General features: G+C 65.8%; 19 protein-coding genes and 1 pseudogene. 5 read left to right on the top strand and 15 right to left on the bottom strand.

All coding sequences use genetic code 11. The annotated features are described in order from the left end of the window. Together RI841_RS01920 and RI841_RS01915 are read right to left on the bottom strand one after the other, a co-directional pair. Nucleotides 1-203: alpha/beta fold hydrolase (locus RI841_RS01920; protein ID WP_405000895.1), on the bottom strand; the 203-nt coding region annotated here is incomplete at its 3' end. Beyond that, on the bottom strand, nucleotides 196-996 hold the full coding sequence (locus tag RI841_RS01915) for an alpha/beta hydrolase (RefSeq protein WP_310703840.1): 801 nt from the start codon (nucleotides 994-996) through the stop codon (nucleotides 196-198). The genes RI841_RS01920 and RI841_RS01915, both read right to left, overlap by 8 nt. Nucleotides 997-1230: 234 nt before the next feature. Between RI841_RS01915 and RI841_RS01910 the strand changes: the two genes are divergently transcribed. Next, nucleotides 1231-2178: an AEC family transporter gene (locus tag RI841_RS01910; protein WP_310703839.1), complete on the top strand. Its 948-nt coding sequence runs from the start codon at nucleotides 1231-1233 to the stop codon at nucleotides 2176-2178. Here RI841_RS01910 and RI841_RS01905 read toward each other — a convergent pair. The 8 genes from RI841_RS01905 to RI841_RS01870 form a co-directional block, all read right to left on the bottom strand. After that, complete coding sequence (locus tag RI841_RS01905) at nucleotides 2156-2632, bottom strand: histidine phosphatase family protein (protein WP_310703843.1); 477 nt, start codon at nucleotides 2630-2632, stop codon at nucleotides 2156-2158. The two genes, RI841_RS01910 and RI841_RS01905, sit on opposite strands and share 23 nt — an antisense overlap. A gap of 13 nt (nucleotides 2633-2645) precedes the next feature. Continuing rightward, nucleotides 2646-3713 (bottom strand): NAD(P)H-dependent glycerol-3-phosphate dehydrogenase, encoded by a 1068-nt coding sequence (locus RI841_RS01900; RefSeq protein ID WP_310703838.1) that lies wholly within the window; start codon nucleotides 3711-3713, stop codon nucleotides 2646-2648. 114 nt (nucleotides 3714-3827) lie between these two features. After that, nucleotides 3828-5270 (bottom strand): NAD(P)(+) transhydrogenase (Re/Si-specific) subunit beta, encoded by a 1443-nt coding sequence (locus RI841_RS01895; RefSeq protein WP_310703837.1) that lies wholly within the window; start codon nucleotides 5268-5270, stop codon nucleotides 3828-3830. A gap of 16 nt (nucleotides 5271-5286) precedes the next feature. After that, nucleotides 5287-6858, bottom strand: coding sequence for a Re/Si-specific NAD(P)(+) transhydrogenase subunit alpha (locus tag RI841_RS01890; protein WP_310703835.1), 1572 nt, complete (start codon nucleotides 6856-6858; stop codon nucleotides 5287-5289). A gap of 240 nt (nucleotides 6859-7098) precedes the next feature. Further along, entirely contained in the window at nucleotides 7099-9003 is a 1905-nt protein-coding gene (gene htpG / locus RI841_RS01885; RefSeq protein ID WP_310703834.1) for a molecular chaperone HtpG, read from the bottom strand. 88 nt (nucleotides 9004-9091) lie between these two features. Next, nucleotides 9092-9562, bottom strand: coding sequence for a PaaI family thioesterase (locus RI841_RS01880; protein WP_310703832.1), 471 nt, complete (start codon nucleotides 9560-9562; stop codon nucleotides 9092-9094). Then, a complete protein-coding gene (locus RI841_RS01875; protein ID WP_310703831.1) occupies nucleotides 9555-10052 on the bottom strand; it encodes a PaaI family thioesterase in 498 nt (165 codons plus the stop codon). The genes RI841_RS01880 and RI841_RS01875 overlap by 8 nt, the downstream gene beginning before the upstream one ends. A 49-nt stretch (nucleotides 10053-10101) precedes the next feature. Beyond that, entirely contained in the window at nucleotides 10102-10470 is a 369-nt protein-coding gene (locus RI841_RS01870) for a DUF1232 domain-containing protein (RefSeq protein WP_310703830.1), read from the bottom strand. Between the two features lie 159 nt (nucleotides 10471-10629). Between RI841_RS01870 and RI841_RS01865 the strand changes: the two genes are divergently transcribed. Next, nucleotides 10630-12570 (top strand): transglycosylase SLT domain-containing protein, encoded by a 1941-nt coding sequence (locus RI841_RS01865; RefSeq protein ID WP_310703829.1) that lies wholly within the window; start codon nucleotides 10630-10632, stop codon nucleotides 12568-12570. Between the two features lie 152 nt (nucleotides 12571-12722). On the opposite strand, the gene RI841_RS01860 is transcribed toward RI841_RS01865, so the two are convergent. Next, the gene (locus RI841_RS01860; RefSeq protein ID WP_310703827.1) at nucleotides 12723-13367 is read right to left on the bottom strand and encodes a LysE family translocator; all 645 of its coding nucleotides are present in this window, start codon (nucleotides 13365-13367) and stop codon (nucleotides 12723-12725) included. 4 nt (nucleotides 13368-13371) lie between these two features. After that, complete coding sequence (locus RI841_RS01855) at nucleotides 13372-13797, bottom strand: TM2 domain-containing protein (RefSeq protein WP_310703826.1); 426 nt, start codon at nucleotides 13795-13797, stop codon at nucleotides 13372-13374. Nucleotides 13798-14099: 302 nt separating this feature from the next. Between RI841_RS01855 and RI841_RS01850 the strand changes: the two genes are divergently transcribed. Next, a complete protein-coding gene (locus RI841_RS01850) occupies nucleotides 14100-14306 on the top strand; it encodes a cold-shock protein (RefSeq protein WP_023005630.1) in 207 nt (68 codons plus the stop codon). 113 nt (nucleotides 14307-14419) lie between these two features. Here the strand turns inward: RI841_RS01850 and RI841_RS01845 are convergent, their stop codons facing one another. From RI841_RS01845 to RI841_RS16470, 3 genes and pseudogenes are all read right to left on the bottom strand, one after another. Next, nucleotides 14420-15172 carry a hypothetical protein gene (locus tag RI841_RS01845; protein ID WP_310703823.1) on the bottom strand — a complete coding sequence of 251 codons (753 nt, stop codon included), beginning with the start codon at nucleotides 15170-15172 and terminating at the stop codon, nucleotides 14420-14422. Nucleotides 15173-15242: 70 nt separating this feature from the next. Further along, entirely contained in the window at nucleotides 15243-15674 is a 432-nt protein-coding gene (locus RI841_RS01840) for a VOC family protein (RefSeq protein WP_310703842.1), read from the bottom strand. A 108-nt stretch (nucleotides 15675-15782) separates the two neighbouring features. Then, nucleotides 15783-16085: pseudogene (locus RI841_RS16470) on the bottom strand (diacylglycerol kinase family protein); the annotation flags it as partial. Nucleotides 16086-16228: 143 nt separating this feature from the next. Here RI841_RS16470 and RI841_RS01830 point away from each other — a divergent pair. Beyond that, on the top strand, nucleotides 16229-17827 hold the full coding sequence (locus RI841_RS01830) for a cation:proton antiporter (RefSeq protein WP_310703822.1): 1599 nt from the start codon (nucleotides 16229-16231) through the stop codon (nucleotides 17825-17827). Nucleotides 17828-17953: 126 nt separating this feature from the next. Beyond that, nucleotides 17954-18241, top strand: coding sequence for a hypothetical protein (locus RI841_RS01825; RefSeq protein ID WP_310703821.1), 288 nt, complete (start codon nucleotides 17954-17956; stop codon nucleotides 18239-18241). Nucleotides 18242-18345: the final 104 nt, after the last annotated feature.

The following is an 18345-nucleotide window of genomic DNA, read 5'->3' as shown; positions in this document are numbered from 1 at the left end:
TGGCGGGAGAGGCCCTGGCCGGCAAAGTCGATGGCCACTACCCGGATACCCAGGGCGGCGACCAGCCGGGGCGCCAGGCGTGAGAAGCTGGCGGCATTGTCCAGCCAGCCGTGCAGCGCCAGCCAGGTAGGGGCCTGGTCATCGCCCCAGGCCAGCGCCGCCAGGCGGCCACCGGCCAGCCTCAGGGAGCGGGGCTCACTCATGCTGACGGCTCCAGCAGGTCGTCGAGCGAGTCGGGTCGGGAAATTCCATGGGGAACATGTGCCCGCCCGGGACTTCCGCCACGCTCACCCCCCGCTGCACCAGACGGCGACGTCGACGCAAGGTGAGCAGGTCCGACTCGGCACCGGCCAGCACCCCCAGGGGCACCCTGACCCGACCAGGGAGGTCGCCCAGGTGGTCCGGCAGGTGACGGAATACCTGCACCTCGATGTCCGGGTCATAGCGCAACACTACGCTACCGTCATCCAGCTCGCGGGTGCCGCCGTCAACGTAGTCGTGAAGGGCGGTCTCGGTAAAGCGGCGGAAGAGCCCCCGGCGGCGCAGATAGTGCATCATGGCCTGGCGGTCGGGCCAGCTGTCGCGACGACCGAGGCTTCTGCCGGCAGGCGTCACACGGTCGGCCAGGCCCAGGCGCTTGGCCACCTTCATGGCCCAGGCTTCCAGGCCCAGCATCAGCGGCGGGTCGAGCATCACCACGCAGCGGAACCGTTCGGGAGCGCGCTCAGCGACCATGGCCATCAGCACGCCGCCCATGGAGTGGCCCACGCCGACCACCGGGCCCGGGAAGCGGGCCAGGTGCTCGAGCAGTTCGTCGCGCAGGGCCAGCCAATTGTGCCCGACGGGGAAGTCGGGATGATGGCCCAGGCGATCCAGCGGGTGCAGGTCGAAGCGCTCGGCCAGCGGCGCCAGGAAGCTGCGGTAACTCTGTCCCGGGAAGCCGTTGGCGTGGGCAAAGACAAGGGGGAGGCGCGAGGCGTGGTCGGATCTTCTCATGAACTCTTCCTGCTGGTGGGCACCCGGCCGGCGCCCTTGTGGCGATAGCAGGCTAACGGGATTACCATGATCCGCCAAGTCGCCCGGCGACGACAGGCCAATCGACAGGAGCGCATCATGGAAGCCCCCCGCAAACCCGTCCGCGATACCCGCACCCGCAATCGCGTGTTCCTGGTGACCGTGGTGGCCGCCATCGTCGTCGGCTTCTGGCTGACGCGCTAGGCCAGGCCCCCCATGGAGCTCTCCACCCTCTTCCTGCAGACTCTGGAGATCACCCTGCCGGTCTTCGCCATGGTGTTCATCGGCCTCGGCCTGAAGCGTGCCGGCTGGATCGACCGGGCCTTCGTCGCCACCGCCTCGATGCTGGTCTTCAAGGCCACCCTGCCGACGCTGATCTTTCTCAGCATCATCCGTGCCGACCTGGCGGCCACCCTGAACCCGGCGCTACTCGGCTTCTTCGCCCTGGCGACCCTGGGCAGCTTCCTGTTCAGCTGGGGCTGGGCGATCCTGCGCGTGCCCCGTGAGGAGCGCGGCGTCTATGTCCAGGGCGCCTTCCGCGGCAACTGCGGCATCGTCGGCCTGGCGCTTGCCGCCGGCATGTACGGCGACGACGGGCTGTCCGCCGGTGGCCTGCTGCTGGGGGTGGTGATCCTCACCTACAATGTCTTCTCAGTGATCGCCTTGGCCAGCTACCAGGAGGGTCAGCACACGGACTGGCGCAGCATCCTCAAGCATATTGCCACTAACCCGCTGATCCTCGCCGTCGTCGCCGCCGTGCCTGTAGCCTCCGTGGGGCTGCCCCTGCCCGGCTGGTTGATGACCTCCGGCGACTACTTCGCCTCACTGACCCTGCCGTTGGCGCTGATCTGCATCGGCGCCACCCTCTCGCTGGGTGAGATCCGCGACTCGGGCCGGCTGGCGATCAGTGCCAGCCTGATGAAGATGGTCACCCTGCCGGCACTGGCCACCGGGGCCGCCTGGCTTCTCGGCTTCGAGGGACGCGAGTTGGGCATCATGTATCTGTTCTTCGCCAGCCCCACCGCCGCCGCGGCCTTCGTGATGGCCAAGGCGATGGGCGGCAATGCTGCACTCACTGCCACTATCATCGCCCTGACCACGCTGATGGCCAGTGTGACCATCACCCTGGGGGCCTTCGGGCTCAGGGCCGCCGGTCTGATCTAAGCTCGGCGGGAGTGGTGAACCCACGCAGACGGGCACAGCCCGCTGCCCACACCTCGGCATCAAGCTCGGCCACGGCGCCAGTAGGGAAGCCAGGACCGCGATCACCCCGTCCTTCGACCAGCAGGCCGACGAGGGCGGCGATCAGCGGCATGTGACTGACCAGCATCAGCGGCCGGTCATCGGGCTCACCGAGCAGCCACTCCACCACGGCCTCGGAGGGATCGTCGGGCGTGATGATCGACAGAGGCTCGACCGTGAGCCCCAGGGGTTCGGCGATCCACTCCGCCGTCTGCTGAGCCCGTACAAAGGGACTAGCCAGCAGGCGCAGGCGCTGGAGGTCCAGGTCGTCGCGGGTGGCAAGCCAGCGCCCCATGCACCGCGCCTCCTCTTCTCCGCAAGGAGTCAACTCGCGCTCGGCGTCAGGGCGGCCCGAGGCGGCCTCGCCATGTCGCATGATCAAGACCCGCTCACCCATGGCGGTCGCCCCCGTCGCGCCGATCCTGCCGCACCTCCTTGCGGGGCAGCACGAACTCCACGTCACTGCTCTGCTCGCCAAGCATCAGCAGCCGTGCCATATCGCGGGCCGGCACGCCCTTGAACAGCACCTGGTAGAGCCCCTCGGCCAGCGGCATGTAAACACCATCCTCGTGGGCCTTGTCACGCACCAGGCGCACGGTATTGACCCCTTCGGCGACCTGACCCAGCGCCTGGACCGCCTCGTTCAGGCTCTTGCCCTCGCCCAGGGCCTGGCCCACCCGATAGTTGCGGGACAGCGCCGAGGAGCAGGTGACGATCAGATCGCCCACCCCGGCCAGCCCCAGAAAGGTCATGGGGTTGGCCCCCTGGTCGACGGCGAAGCGGCTCATCTCGGCCAGCGCCCGGGTCATCAGCATGCTACGCGTGTTCTCGCCCGTGCCCAGTGCCGCCGCCATGCCGGCGGCGATGGCATAGATATTCTTCAGCGCCCCGCCAAGCTCCACGCCATAGCGGTCGTTGCTGGCATAGACCCGGAAGTAGTCGCAGCCCAGTGCACTCTGCACGCGGGTGCGGGTCTCCGGGTCGTCGCTGGCGATCACCGTTGCGGTGAGCTGCTTGTCGGCGATCTCCGAGGCCAGGTTCGGTCCCGAGATCACGCCGATATGCGGGAAGCCGGTCTCCTCCTCGAGGATCTGGCTCATCAGCTTGAAGCCCTCCTCCTGGATGCCCTTGGTGGTGCTGACAAGGATCTGCGCCTCGTGCAGGAAGGGCCGTGCCTGGCGCACCACCTCACGGAAGGCCTTGGAGGGGATCGCCACCAGCACCAGCTCGGCGCCTTCGAGGACCTCGGCCATCTCGGTGGAGGCCACCACCGCGGCATTGATGATGAAGTCCGGCAGGTAGCGGCCGTTACGGTGCTCGCGAGTGATCTGCGCCGCCAGGTCGGGGTCACGCAGCCACTGGCGCACCTCGGCCCCGTTATCGGCGGCAATACTGGCGAGGGCGGTGCCGAAGCTGCCGCCACCAAGTACCGCCACGCGCATGGGTTGGTCTGACATGGTCGCCCCGGAAAGTTGGATGGACGTGGGAAGTGTAACGAAAAAACGCCCCACGGAGGGACGTATCAGAGTAGAGGAAGGCCCGGGCCGGCAATCGGCCCGGGCGCGCCCGAATCAGTCGATCAGGTGCAGCAGCGAGTCGATGCTCGACCTGGCATCGCCGTAGAACATCCGCGTGTTCTCCTTGAAGAACAGCGGGTTCTCGATGCCGGAGTAGCCGGTACCCTGGCCCCGCTTGCAGACGAAGACCTGCTTGGACTCCCAGACCTTGAGCACCGGCATGCCGGCGATGGGGCTGTTGGGGTCCTCCTGGGCGGCCGGGTTGACGATGTCGTTGGAGCCGATGACGATCACCACGTCGGTGCTGGGGAAGTCGTCATTGATCTCGTCCATCTCCAGCACGATGTCGTAGGGCACCTTGGCCTCGGCCAGCAGCACGTTCATGTGCCCCGGCAGGCGACCCGCCACCGGGTGGATGCCGAAGCGCACCTCCTTGCCGGCGGCGCGCAGCTTGCGCGTCAGCTCGCTGACCGCGTTCTGGGCCTGGGCCACCGCCATGCCGTAGCCCGGCACGATGATCACGCTGTCGGCATCGTTGAGGGCACTGGCCACGCCGCCGGCGTCGATGGACACCTGCTCGCCCTCGATCTCCGCCGCCGGCCCCTGGCTGCCACCGAAGCCGCCGAGGATGACGTTGATGAAGTTGCGGTTCATCGCCTTGCACATGATGTACGACAGGATGGCACCGGAAGAGCCCACCAGGGCGCCGGTGACGATCAGCAGGTCGTTGGAGAGCGTGAAGCCGATGGCCGCCGCGGCCCAGCCGGAATAGCTGTTGAGCATCGACACCACCACCGGCATGTCGGCGCCGCCGATGCCCATGATCAGGTGATAGCCGATGAAGAAGGCCAGCGCCGCCAGCACCAGCAGGGTCCAGAAGCCGGCCCCGTTGAGGTAGAGGATGGCCAGCAGCAGCGACAGCGCCGCCGCCCCGGCATTGAGCATGTGCCCGCCGGGCAGCTGCTTGGGCTTGCCGTCGACCTTGCCGGCCAGCTTGCCGAAGGCGATCACCGAGCCGGTGAAGGTCACCGCGCCAATGAAGATGCCCAGCACCACCTCGACCTGCAGGAACATCAGCTCGTCCGGTGCCTTGGTGGCCACCAGGGCGGCAAAGGCCGAGAACTGCTCGGTGGCCCCTTCCACGGCCTGAACGGCCATCACCCGGCGCCGCTCCAGGTCCGCGCTCCAGGCCACGAAGACCGCGGCCAGGCCGACGAAGCTGTGCAGTGCCGCCACCAGCTGCGGCATCTCGGTCATGTCGACCTTGCCGGCCACGTAGACGCCGACACCCGCCCCGATGAGCATCATCGGGATCATCCACCAGTAGCCGCCGATGCCCGGCCCGAAGGCGGTGAAGAACACCGCCACGGCCATGCCGACGATGCCGTACCAGACGGCCCGCTTGGCCTTCTCCTGGTTGCTCAACCCCCCCAGCGAGAGGATGAACAATACACTTGCCGCGATCGCCGCGGCAGATACGAATCCTTGACCCAACATGTCGTGTCTCCGCCGCTCAGGATTTCTGGAACATGGCCAGCATCCGGCGTGTCACCAGGAAGCCACCCACGATATTGATGGACGCGATCAGCACCGAGATCGCCGCGAGCACGCCGACAACGACGCTGCCGGAGCCGATCTGCAGGATCGCCCCGAGGATGATGATGCCGGAGATCGCGTTGGTCACCGCCATCAGTGGCGTGTGCAGCGAATGGCTGACGCCCCAGATCACCTGGAAGCCGATGAAACAGGCCAGCACAAAGACGATGAAGTGCTGCATGAAGGAGGCCGGGGCCACCTGGCCAAGCAGCAGCATCAGCGCGCCGCCCACGGCGAGCAGGGTCACCTGGCGCTTGGTCTGCGCCTTGAAGGTGGCGAGTTCGGCGGCCTTCTTCTCCTCGGGCGTCGGCTCCTTCTCCTTGGGCTTGGGCTTGGCCGCGGCGATGGCCTTCACCTTGGGCGGCGGCGGCGGGAAAGTGACCTCGCCCGCGTGAGTCACCGTGGCCCCGCGGATGACATCATCCTCCATGTCATGCACGACCTTCCCGTCCTTCTCGGGCGTGAGGTCGGTGAGCATGTGGCGGATATTGGTGGAATAGAGCAGCGAAGCCTGGGTGGCCATGCGCGAAGGGAAGTCGGTGTAGCCGACGACCGTCACACCGTTGTCGGTCACCACCTTCTCGTCGGGCTTGGTCAGGTCGCAGTTGCCGCCTTTCTCGGCCGCCAGGTCGACGATCACCGAGCCGGGCTTCATGGCCTCGACCATATCCTCCAGCCACAGCTTGGGCGCCGGCTTGCCGGGGATCAGCGCCGTGGTGATGACGATGTCGACGTCCGGCGCCTGCTCGCGAAAGCATTCGAGCTGCTTCTCGCGGAACTCGGGGCTGGAAGGCGCGGCATAGCCGCCGCTCTCGGAACCGTCCTGGCTCTCGTCGAAGTCGAGGAACAGGAACTCGGCGCCCATGGACTCGATCTGCTCGGCCACCTCGGGGCGCACGTCGAAGGCACGCACCACGGCCCCCAGGCTGGTGGCGGTGCCGATGGCGGAAAGACCCGCCACGCCAGCACCGATTACCAACACCTTGGCCGGCGGCACCTTGCCCGCGGCAGTTACCTGGCCGGTGAAGAAGCGCCCGAAGTTATTGCCCGCCTCGATCACCGCCCGGTAGCCGGCGATGTTGGCCATGGATGAGAGCGCATCCATCTTCTGCGCCCGAGAGATACGCGGCACCATGTCCATGGCGACGACGGTGGCTCCCTGGGCCTTGCAGAGCTCGAGCATGTCCTCGTTCTGGGCCGGCCAGAAGAAGGCGATCAGGGTCTGCCCCTCGCGCAGCCGGCGAGCCTCTTCCTCGGAGGGTTCGCGGACCTTGATGACCACCTCCGCCTCGGTCCAGAGCGACTCGGCCCCGTCGATCACGGTGACCCCGGCCTCGCGATAGGCATCATCGTTGAAGCCCGCGGCGACCCCGGCCCCAGCCTCGATCAGGCACTCATGTCCCAGTTTCTGGATCTGCTTGGCGCTCTCGGGCGTCAGCGCGACACGCGCTTCCCCCCGGGCACTCTCCTTTGGTGCGCCTATCTTCACGTTCGACCTCCTTGCTTCAGGCCGCCTTGGCGGCCCCACAATGACTGAACCGGTGACGATACCCGGTGCCGAGAACCATGACATGATACAGCACCACACCGCAGCCATCGGATCAAGGCTACTTAGCGTGCCATTCGCCTAAGATGCCCCCACCGGAGCGTCGAAAAAAGAAAACCCCGCCGGCAGGGAAGGCCGACGGGGTAGGGGTCGCTTACTGCGAAGCGGCGATGAGGCTGCAGGTCAGGCACTCAACAGGGCGTTGAGCCGCTTGACGTAGGCGGCGGGGTCATCAAGGTGGCCGCCCTCGGCGATGATCGCCTGGTCGAGCAGGATACGCGCCAGGTCCTCGAAGCCCTCACCCTCGACGCCCTCGAGACGCGCCACCAGCGCATGCTCGGGATTGAGCTCGAGGATCGGCTTGACCTCGGGCATCTTCTGGCCAGCCGCCTCCATGATACGGCGCATCTGGAAACCCATCTCGTGCTCGGGCAACACCACACAGGCCGGCGAGTCGGTGAGGCGATGCGTCACCTTGACCTCCTGGACCTCGTCGCCCAGCGCCTCCTGGACGCGCTTGACCAGGTCCTCCTTGGCCTTGGCCGTTTCCTCCTGGGCCTTCTTCTCCTCCTCGTCCTCGACGTCGCCGAGATCGAGCTCACCCTTGGCCACGTCGACGAAGTGCTTGCCCTCAAACTCGTCGAGATGGCTCATCAGCCACTCGTCGATGCGATCGTGCAGCAGCAGCACCTCGATGCCCTTCTTGCGGAAGATCTCCAGGTGCGGGCTCGACTTGGCCGCATTGAAACCCTCGGCGACGATGTAGTAGATCTTCTCCTGCCCTTCCTTCATGCGCGAGACGTAGTCGGCCAGCGACTGGTCCTGGGTGGCGCTGTCGGTATGGGTAGTGGAGAAGCGCAACAGGCCGGCGATCTTCTCGCGGTTGGCGTGGTCCTCCGCCGGCCCCTCCTTGAGCACGCTGCCGAAGGTGTTCCAGAAGGTCTGGTAGGCCTCATTATCCTTGGCCAGCTTCTTGAGCATGTCGAGCGCGCGCTTGGTCAGGGCCGCCTTGATCTTGTCGACCTGCGGGTCCTTCTGCAGCAACTCGCGGGAAACGTTGAGCGACAAGTCGCGGGTGTCCAGCACGCCCTTGATGAAGCGCAGATAGAGCGGGAGGAACTGCTCGGCGTCATCCATGATGAAGACGCGCTGCACATAGAGCTTTACGCCCCGGGCGCCATCTCGCTCGTAAAGATCAAAGGGCGCGCGACCGGGCACGTAAAGTAGGCTGGTATACTCGAGCTTGCCCTCGACCTTGTTGTGACTCCAGGTCAGCGGGTCGCTGAAGTCATGGGCCACATGCTTGTAGAAGGCCTTGTACTCGTCGTCGGAGATCTCGCTCTTGGGCCGCACCCAGAGGGCAGTGGCCTCGTTGACGGTCTCCCAAGTAACGGTCTCGCTGCCCTCGATGTCGTTGCCGTCCTCGTCCTTGGCGGTCTCGACCTTCGGCATGCGCACCGGCACCTCGATATGGTCGGAGTACTTGCGCACCAAGCTCTTGAGGCGGAAGTCATCGGCAAACTCCCGGGCATCCTCCTTGAGGTGCAGCACGATCTCGGTGCCGTGAACCTCACGGTCGATATCGGCGACGGTGAATTCGCCCTCGCCCTTCGAGTGCCATTCAACGCCTTCACCTGCGTCGCTGCCGGCCTTGCGGGTGCGCACAGTGATGTCGTCGGCGACGATGAAGCCGGAATAGAAGCCGACCCCGAACTGGCCGATCAGCCGAGCATCCTTCTGCTGCTCGCCGGAGAGCTGCTGGAGGAACTCGGCGGTGCCGCTACGCGCGATGGTACCGAGATTCTCGATCACCTCGTCGCGGCTCATGCCGATGCCGTTGTCGCGCACGGTCACGGTGCCCGCCTCGGCGTCGTGGTCGATCTCGATGCGCAGCTCGCTGTCGCCTTCGTATAGCGCGTCGTTATCCAAGGCCGCATAGCGAAGCTTGTCGCAGGCATCGGCACCGTTGGAAATCAGCTCGCGCAGGAATATCTCCCGGTTGGAATACAGGGAGTGGATCATCAGGTGCAGTAGCTGCTTGACCTCGGTCTGGAAACCGAGGGTTTCCTCATGAGTCGCGGTAGTCATGTGGCTGGAACCCCTCTTTCGACATGACGATGATGGCAAAAGCCACCGGTTCAAGACTGTCGTCGATATGGGGCCCAGATGGGGTTTTTCAAGCACCTGCTCCGGCGGGATCACCGAGCACGAAATGCAGGCGCGCAGTGGCCACCGGCACCGCCTCACTCTCCTGCCAGGCGCAGACCCGCACATTGCCCATGCGCCGCCCCTCGCGCTGCAGGCTGCAGCGGGCCAGGGACGGCGCCAGCCGCGCCGTACGCAGATAGTCAATGGAAATGTCGATGATGCGCGGCAGGCACAGTGTACGCGCCGCGAGCATCAGGTCCAGGGTCGCCGCGGTCTCCATGAAGGCAGCCACCACACCGCCATGCAGGGCCGGCAGCAGGACATTGCCGACATTGCCCTCGCGAGGGTCGAGGCGAAACAGCAGACCCTCGCCCTGCGGGTCCGGGACCGCCGAGACCCCGATGCGCCGGGCATAGGGAACCAGGGCCAGCCAGGCCTCGACATCGCCCTCTGCACGGGTCCTCGCCAGCCACTCGACATTGTCGAAGCCCTCATGCATGGTCGTTCTCCTTCGCGAAGAGCGCCTCGGCGAAGCCGTCGGGCGTATGACGCGGCCCCAGCCTTACGAAATTGCCGATGCCCCGGGCCAGCGGCCGACCCGCTTCCTGCCACAGGGTGCCCTCGGTAAACACCACCGATTCGGTGATCCGGACCACGCGCGCCTCGGCGAGGATGGCCCGCCCCACCACCCCTGGCCGGAAGTGATCGACCCGCAGGTCCAGGGTTGGACAGACCTCCGGCGCCGGCAGGGCCGGCAGCACCGCCGAGCCGCAGACGGTATCCAGCAGCATGGACAGTACCCCACCGTGCACCAAGCCCCGGGCAGTATCGCCGAGCAGGTCATCGCACCAGGGCAGGCGCATGGTGGTCACCTCGGAGGTGACCACGAGCACCTCGAGGCCCAGTTCGCGGGTGTGGGGAATCACCGTGACGAAACGCGTCAGGGCGCGACGCCAGTCGGCATCGCTCGGGATCTGGCCATGGGTCATCCGGGCCTCGCAAGCGGCAGCAGGGAAACGAAGATGTCAAACGATCGTATCAAGGCGGCGGCGTCTCGTCGCCTCGACCTTCGCCGGAGGGTGGATCATGGCCCTCCTGGCGCTCCCGCCAGGCACGATAGCCCGCGAGGCGCCGGTCAACCCGGGTCAGCAGCCAACCGACGATCACCACATCATCCACCAGCCCCAGCAGCACGAGCATGTCGGGAATCAGGTCAAGCGGCGAGACCAGGTACGCCAGGGCTGCCAGCATCCACAGGAAGGCCCCCCACGGCACCGGGCGGTAGCGTCCCAGCAGCACATCACGGGTCATGGGCAGGAACAGCCGCAGCGCGCGACCCATCTGCCCCAGCACGCGAGTGCGACGGCGCAGACGCGCCATCAGGACACCGCCACCGAATCTGGCCATCTCGAACTCCTTGCCGACAGGCGGGAATACCGCTACACGATAAGATATCCACTCCCTCACGAACAGCCGCTGCCTGTCGTGCAGCGGCGACACTACTCAAGTGCCCTGCCATCGGCCACCATGGCAGATTGAGGACCGCGAACCGCAAGAGGTCACGATATGCTCCTGTCATTCGGCCGCTGCAAGGCCTTGATCGCTGCCACCCTGTGCGTCTTGCCCCTGGCCGGCCAGGCCGGCGACCGCGCCATGCGGGATGCCCTGGAGGCCGCCCGCAACGCTCAATGGGAAAAGATCGACCGGGGCGCCATCGAGGATCATGTCCTCGTCGGCTACGTCGACTATCATCGGCTGCGCCAGCGCCTGCCGGATGTGGATCCCGTGCAGGTGCTGGCCTACATCGAACGTCATGCGGACTCCCCGCTCAGCGACTGGATGCGCGGCCAGGCGATCGCCAAGTACGGCCACGCCGGGCGCCCGGCCAGCCTGCTGGCGGTCGCCGACGGCGTGCCCGAGGGCACCGCACGCCAGTGCTACTACTACACCGCCCTGCTCGATCGCGCGCCGGAGGACGCCGCCCGGGGCGGCCGCGAGCTCTGGCTCGTCGGCCGCTCCCAGCCGGATGCCTGTGACACCCTCTTCGACACCCTGCGAGCCCGGGGCGAGATCGGCCAGGCCCATGTCTGGGAGCGCATGATGCTCGCCTGGCAAGCCGGCGAAAGCGGCCTGATGAACTACCTGGGCCGGCAGCTGAGCACCGACTGGCAATCCGCCAGGGCCAGCCTCGACCGGCTGCGCAAGGACTACGCGGCCGTAGCCGAGGTCCCGGCCTGCACGGGACCGGGCTGCCGGGGCAGCGGGCCGCTATTCGCCGCGGCCATGCACGGCTTCACCCGCGCCGACACCGAGGCGGCTCTGGAGGCCTGGCGCAAGGTCTCTCCTCACCTCTCGCTGGAATCCCGCTACCGAGATGCCATCGAGCGTGATTTGGCCTTCTACGCGATGGTGCGCGACATCGACCAGCACGGTGGCTGGCGCGACGAGGTCGTGGCACGCCTCGGCGACGCCGAGCTGCTGGAGCTTCGCGTGCGCAGGGCCCTTGCCGCGAGGGACTGGCCGGGGGTCATCGACTGGATGCATCGCATGCCCGACGAGACCCGCCGGGAGGCCCGCTGGCAGTACTGGCTGGGCCGGGCCCTGGATCAGCAGGGCGACACCGCCACCGCGGAAAAGGCCTATGCCGCGGCGGCCGAAGAGCGAAACTTCTTCGGTTTTGCCGCCGCCGACCGCCTGGGTCGCCCCTACGCCCTGAACCTGAAGCGCAACACCCTCGACGCGACTACCCGCCGGGAAGTCGCCGAGTGGCCGGCAGTCCGGCGCACCGAGGCGCTACGCCGCATCGACGAGCCTGGCCTTGCCAACAGCGAATGGTACCGGGCCGTGGCCCGCGGCACCGCCGAGGAGGCCCGGGCCCTGGCCGACTATGCGGCGCAGAGGGGCTGGCTACCCGAGTTGGTGCAGACCACCATCGTCGGCCAGATGTGGGACGCCCTGGCCTGGCGCTTCCCCGAGGCCTATCGTGATGACTTCCTGCACTGGGGCGGCGTGGCCGGGGTCGACCCCTACCTGCTGATGGGCATCGCCCGGCGGGAGAGCGCCTACAATCCCGTGGCCCTCTCCCCCGCCGGAGCCCGCGGCCTGATGCAGCTGATGCCGGCCACCGCGGCCCAGCTCGGCCAGCGCCTGGGGATCGGCGATCCCGGCCCCTACGGCGTCCTCGAGCCCGAGGTGAACATCCGCCTGGGCAGCACCTACCTGGGCGAGCTGATCGATCGCTACAACGGCAACCGCCTCGCCGCCGCGGCGGCCTACAATGCCGGCCCCAGCCGAGTCGACCGCTGGCTGCGCGACGCGCCGGAAGAGTTCGACCTCTTCGTCGAGAGTATTCCCTTCCGCGAGACCCGCCACTACGTGCAGGCCGTGCTCGCCTACCGGGTGATTTTCGAGAGCCTCTCCAGGGGCGGCGAGAGCAAGGGGGTCACGATGCTGAGCCCGAGGGAGAAGGCGGTGCGCTATGATCGCTCATTGCTGGCCAGAAACTGATCTGCGAGCCGTAAGCCGTAAGCCGTAAGCCGTAAGCCGTAAGCCGTAAGCCGTAAGCCGTAAGCCAAGAAGCTGCCTACGGTCTTGCTAACGGCAATGGTTTGTTCTTATAGCTTCAAGCTTATGCCTTACAGCTCCGGAAGAAGTCCGGTTTAGCCGGGCTGTCGCGTCAGTGCCAACTTGATGCCGAAGCCCACCAGCACCGCACCGGTGACGCCATTGAGCCAACGCGAGAACGCCGGACTCGCCAGCCAATGACCCGCGCTTCCTACCATCACCACGATGGCTATCTGCCACAGGTTGGCCACCACGAAGTGCACCCCGGCCAGCCACAGCGACTTGGCCAGCGCCGGCTCATCGGGAGCGATGAACTGGGGCAGGAAGGCCATGTAGAAGACGACTGTCTTGGGGTTGAGCACATTGGAGAGCAGCCCCTCGCGCACGGGGCGCCACAGCGACACGGCCTGCCGGTTGGCCTGGACGCCGGTCACGGGAAGCCCCTGCCCTCGCCGGGCCAAGCGCAGGCTATTCACGCCCAGCCACACCAGGTAGGCGGCACCGGCCAGCTTGAGCAGGCCGAAGGCCCAAGCCGACTGCAGCAGGATCAACGAGATGCCCAGGGCAGAGACCGCGGCGTGCACGAAAAGCCCGCAGCAGATGGCCAGGCTGGTCGCCACGCCGTCGCGCCAGCCACCCCGGGCGGTGTTGCGAACCACCAGCAGGGTATCGACCCCGGGGCTCATGCTCAGCAGGGTGATGGCCACCAGGAACGGCCAGAACTGTGCATCGAGGTACATGGGGTTAACCGTTGAAGATGCCGCGACGCGCATGGCGCATGGAGATCTGGTCGTTGAGGGTCCAGAAGTCGTAGAGCACCCCGAGGCCGAAGATCCCGAAGGTCAGCAGGTAGAGCAGACCGGTCAGCCACTTGCCCAGGTAGAAGCGATGAAGGCCGAATACCCCCAGGAAGGTAAGCAGCAGCCAGGCCAGAGAGTAGTTGGTGGGGCCGGACTGGAAGCGCAGGTCGGCCTGGCGATCCATGGACGGGATCAGGAAGAGGTCGATCAGCCAGCCGATCCCCAGCAACCCCAGGGTGAAGAACCAGATCGTGCCGGTCACCGGCTTGCCGTAGTAGAAGCGGTGAGCACCAAGGAAACCGAACAGCCAAAGCAGGTAGCCGACAAGCTTGCTATGGGTGTCCCGGGAGGCGATTCGGGTATGGGTCATGGGGGTCTCTTTCATGGATGAAACGGGCGGGGTGAAGGCTGGACGCCCACCGGCTTTGCAACTACAGTGACTTTGCGGGCGCAGCGCCAGTCTCCTTGTGCCACCCTGTTGACGCAACCCTGGCGCTGTTGCACTATCCGCTGCGTTGGTCAGCAAGCAGAAAAGTCGTCAGTTGTACTTCGATTCCTTCGATACACCGGGTGCGCACTTCCTTCTTGCCTTGCCTACGCAATACGGGTCTGTGTCCAGGACACTCCCTGCCAGACCCAGCACCATTATTTAGTTAGTTAAGGAAATCGACGATGGCAACTGGCACTGTCAAGTGGTTCAACGATACCAAGGGCTACGGCTTCATCTCTCCGGACGACGGCGGTGATGACCTGTTCGCTCACTTCTCCGAGATTCAGGCTGAAGGTTTCAAGTCCCTGCAGGACGGCCAGAAGGTCACCTTCGAAGTGACCCAAGGCAAGAAAGGCCTTCAGGCCTCCAACATCCGGCCCGCCGACTGATCCTCGGTTGATCCGGAGGCGACCGAGCAGCCCTCCCGCACGGTCACCACAGGGAAGGGCCCACCGTCTGGTGGGCCTTTTTCGTTCCCGGCCACGGCGCCAGGGGTGACGCGTCAGTCAGTAACCGTCTCCGTGTCGTCGCCATCGAGCGCATCGAGCTCCGATGACGTCCCGGGGGCCTGGCGTTCCGCTTCCTCGAATTGCTCGTCGATCTGGCGACTCGCCTCCTCGAAGCGCTTCTCGGTTTCCTCGATAATGGCCTCGATATCCGAGCGGGTACTCTCCCCGGGCAATGCCTCCCGTTCATCCAGCTCGCTGCCCGAGGTCGCGTCGAGATCGATATCCGACTCGTACGCGGGAGACTCCATGGGTTCGAACTCGGGTGACGCCTCCATGGGCTCCAACTCGGGCGCCTCCTCCTCGGCACTCTCGAACTGCTCGTCGATGCGACGGCTGGCTTCATCGAAGCGCCGCTCCGTCTCCTCGATGATGGCATCGACATCGGAGCGGGTCGTCTCGCCGGGCAGGGCCGCGCCCTCATCCAGAGTATCGGCCGGCGACTCGCCCAGGGTCTCGGCCTCGGCGTCCACCTCACCCTCGGCCTCCAGGTCCAGCTCGCCCTCGGCCTCGAGATTGCCGTCTGCCTCATCCGGTACCGCAGGTTGCTCCTCCACGGGCGCCTCGGGGGACGACGCCTGCTCCTCGGGGACTGACGTGTCATCGGACTCGGCGGCCGGCTGAGTGGCCTCTTCCTGCGTCTCCTCGACCTCGGCCGGAGCAGGCTCGTCACCACCGTTGCCGCAACCCGCGAGTCCCGTGGCCAGCGCCATGGCCGCAACCAACGGCATCCAGGGTTTCATTGACATTCTCTTGCTCCTGACGAAAGGAAGGACATTGCACCAGAGCACCCCCTCTCTCGCAAGGCGCCGTCACGTTTCAGGTGGCAAACAGCTGGCCGGCGATATCACGGAACGCCTTGAATTCAATGGCATTGCCGCTGGGGTCGCGGAAGAACATGGTGGCCTGCTCCCCGGGTTCGCCACGAAAGCGGATATAGGGCTCGATCTCGAAGCGCACGCCCGCCGCGGTGAGCCGGTCGACCAGGGCCTCCCAGTCGGCCATCTCCAGCACCACCCCAAAGTGTGGCACCGGCACGCCATGACCATCCACCGGGTTGCGGTGATCGTCGATGCCCTTCTCCCCCAGGGCAGGATTCAGGTGACAAACGAACTGGTGGCCATAGAGATTGAAGTCGACCCAGGTATCGCTGGAACGCCCTTCCGGGCATCCCAGCAGTTCACCATAGAATCGTCGCGCCTCGGCCAGGTCACGGACCTGCACGGCCAGATGAAAGGGAGTGAGCATCATGCAGTCCTCCGGGTAGTCAGGGTGGTCAAGATGTTCGGATGCTTCATCATGCCGTCCCGATGGCCGCCTGGCCAGCAGGGCAGCCAGGGACACGACGGGAACGGTCAGCGAAAGGCCCAGCGAGGTGGCCAGGTCGTTGGCACTGCCCAGGGGCAATATCCCCAGGCCGGGTCGAAGCTCAGGTGACAGCCTCATCAGGCCGTTGACCACCTCGTTGACTGTGCCATCACCGCCGCCGGCGATCACTCGCTCTACCCCATCATACCCGGCCTGCTCCGCCATGCGGACAGCATCGCCCTGCTCCCAGGTGACCCTGACCTCGATGTCGTCCCCCATCTCACGCCGGGCGAAGACCGCCTCTCTCACTGCCGGCAGCTGCGCCGACTTGCCATTGAGGATCAACCTGGCCATTCGCGCTCCTCTCGCTTGTGTCGTCCCATCCCGGACATGACAGCGTTGCCGGATGACGGCACACACCCAATCATGAATGCCAATCAGCTTACGACTTCACTACAATAATTGTCTTGTCGACGCGTGCAGAACAGGGAGCGTGCATGATCGAACCAGCCTATCTTCTGGCGGCCTTCGTTGGCGGCTTCGCCGCAATGGGGCTCCGGCTGCCACCCCTGGTGGGCTTCCTGGTCGCTGGCTTCGCGCTCAATGCCCTTGGCTATGACAAGACCCCGCTGCTCGAGACCCTCTCCCACATCGGGGTCACCCTGCTGCTGTTTACCATCGGCCTGAAGCTCGACGTGCGTACCCTGCTGCGCCGGGATGTCTGGGGGGGCGCTTCCCTGCACATGCTGGCATCGACGCTGCTGATGGTGGCGCTGCTGTCGCTGTTCAAGTGGTTGGGGCTGGGCCTGCTGGATGGCACGGGCTGGCACACCCTGGGCCTGCTGGGGTTCGCGCTCTCTTTTTCCAGCACCGTCTTCGTGGTCAAGGTACTGGAGAAGCGCAGCGAGACACAGACCGCCTATGGGCGCCTGGCCATCGGCGTGCTGATCATGCAGGACATCTTTGCGGTGATCTTCATCACCGCCTCCACCGGGGAATTGCCTAGCCCCTGGGCCCTGGGCCTGGTGCTGCTGATTCCCCTGGCCCCCGCCCTGCGTGCCCTGCTCGACCGGCTCGGCCATGGCGAGATGCAGATGCTCTTCGGCATGCTGCTGGCGCTGGTGCTGGGCTACGCCCTTTTCGAATCGGTGGGCGTGAAGGGTGACCTGGGAGCGCTGATCATCGGACTGCTGCTGGCCCCCCACCCCGCGGCACAGACCCTGGCCCGCTCGATGTTCAGCCTCAAGGAGCTGCTGCTGGTGGGGTTCTTCCTGAGCATCGGGCTGACCGCGATGCCCAGCACCGAGATGCTCGCCATCGCCATGCTGCTGGTGTTGATCCTGCCGCTCAAGAGCCTGATCTATCAGCTCATCTTCATGCGTTTCAAGATGCGATATCGCACCTCGCTCCTGGCTACCCTCAGCCTGACCAACTACTCGGAGTTCGGCCTCATCGTCGGCGCCATCGCGGTCTCCAGCGAGTGGCTCCCGGAAGAGTGGCTGGTGGTGATTTCGATGGCGGTGGCACTGAGCTTCGGATTCTCGTCGATACTCAACGGCTTCAGCGAGCGACTCTACCGCTGGCTGGAGCCCCGGCTCCCGCCGGTCGCCGTGGAAGAGCTCTCGCCGAGCGACCGCCCGATCGAGGTCGGCGACGCTGAGGCCGTGGTGCTGGGCATGGGCCGCATCGGGCGCAGCGTCTACCGTCGCCTGCAGAAGGAGTACGGGCTGCGCGTGTTGGGCATCGACAGCAACCCCCAGAGTGTCAAGAAGCTGGGTGGTCGGGGCTTCAATATCCTCGAGGGCGATGCCGTCGACTCGGACTTCTGGGACAAGCTACTGATGTCCCATGGGGTCCAGATGGTAGTGCTGGCCATGCCGCACCATGCGGGCAACCTCTTCGCGTTGAAGCAGCTGCGCTCCCGAAAGTTCCCGGGCAAGATCACCGCCGTGGTGGAATACCCCGAGGAGATCGAGCCGATCCGCGAGCTGGGTGCCAATGCGGTCTTCCACGTCTATGACGAGGCCGGCAGGGCCCTGGCCGACAGCGCCGCCGAGGAAGCCGGGGTCGTCTCTCGAGCCAGCCAGCTGGGGTGAATGACTTGCCACCCCGGGATGCTTCTCGCGATACTCGGGCATTGGCGTGATGCCGAATGCCCCTCAATCAGGCCCTGCGGGGCATGGAAAACGACCGCTCCCTATCAGACTGGAACTCACCCCCCCATGGACGACGCCTTCGCCTTCATCGGCAACGCCTTTGGAGAATTCATCCGTTTCATCGTGGATGGCCTTGCCGGCTTTTTCGCCAACATCGGTGGCGCAGCCCGCAGCTTCATGCAGGGCCTTTCCGAGTCGCTGGGCATCCCCCCTACGCTGATCAGCCTGGTCGTGCTGGTGATCGGCCTTTGGCTGCTGTGGAAGGGCGTCGCTGCCCTGATGCGCCAGGCCATCGTCGCCACCCTGATCTGGTGGCTGCTGGGGGTGACGGTACTCAGTTGGCTGATCAACTGACCCCCTCCCTGATGCAACATGCTGCCCTTTAGCGGCACGTCTTTTGGCATCAGGGAAGGAGGAATTTCCGTTGCGAGCGAAGTTAGGCTGGCCACTGCCGGAGC

Source organism: Halomonas sp. (assembly GCF_031581305.1).
In the GTDB taxonomy this organism is placed as follows: domain Bacteria; phylum Pseudomonadota; class Gammaproteobacteria; order Pseudomonadales; family Halomonadaceae; genus Halomonas.
This window is presented reverse-complemented; position numbering and strand designations above follow the sequence as displayed.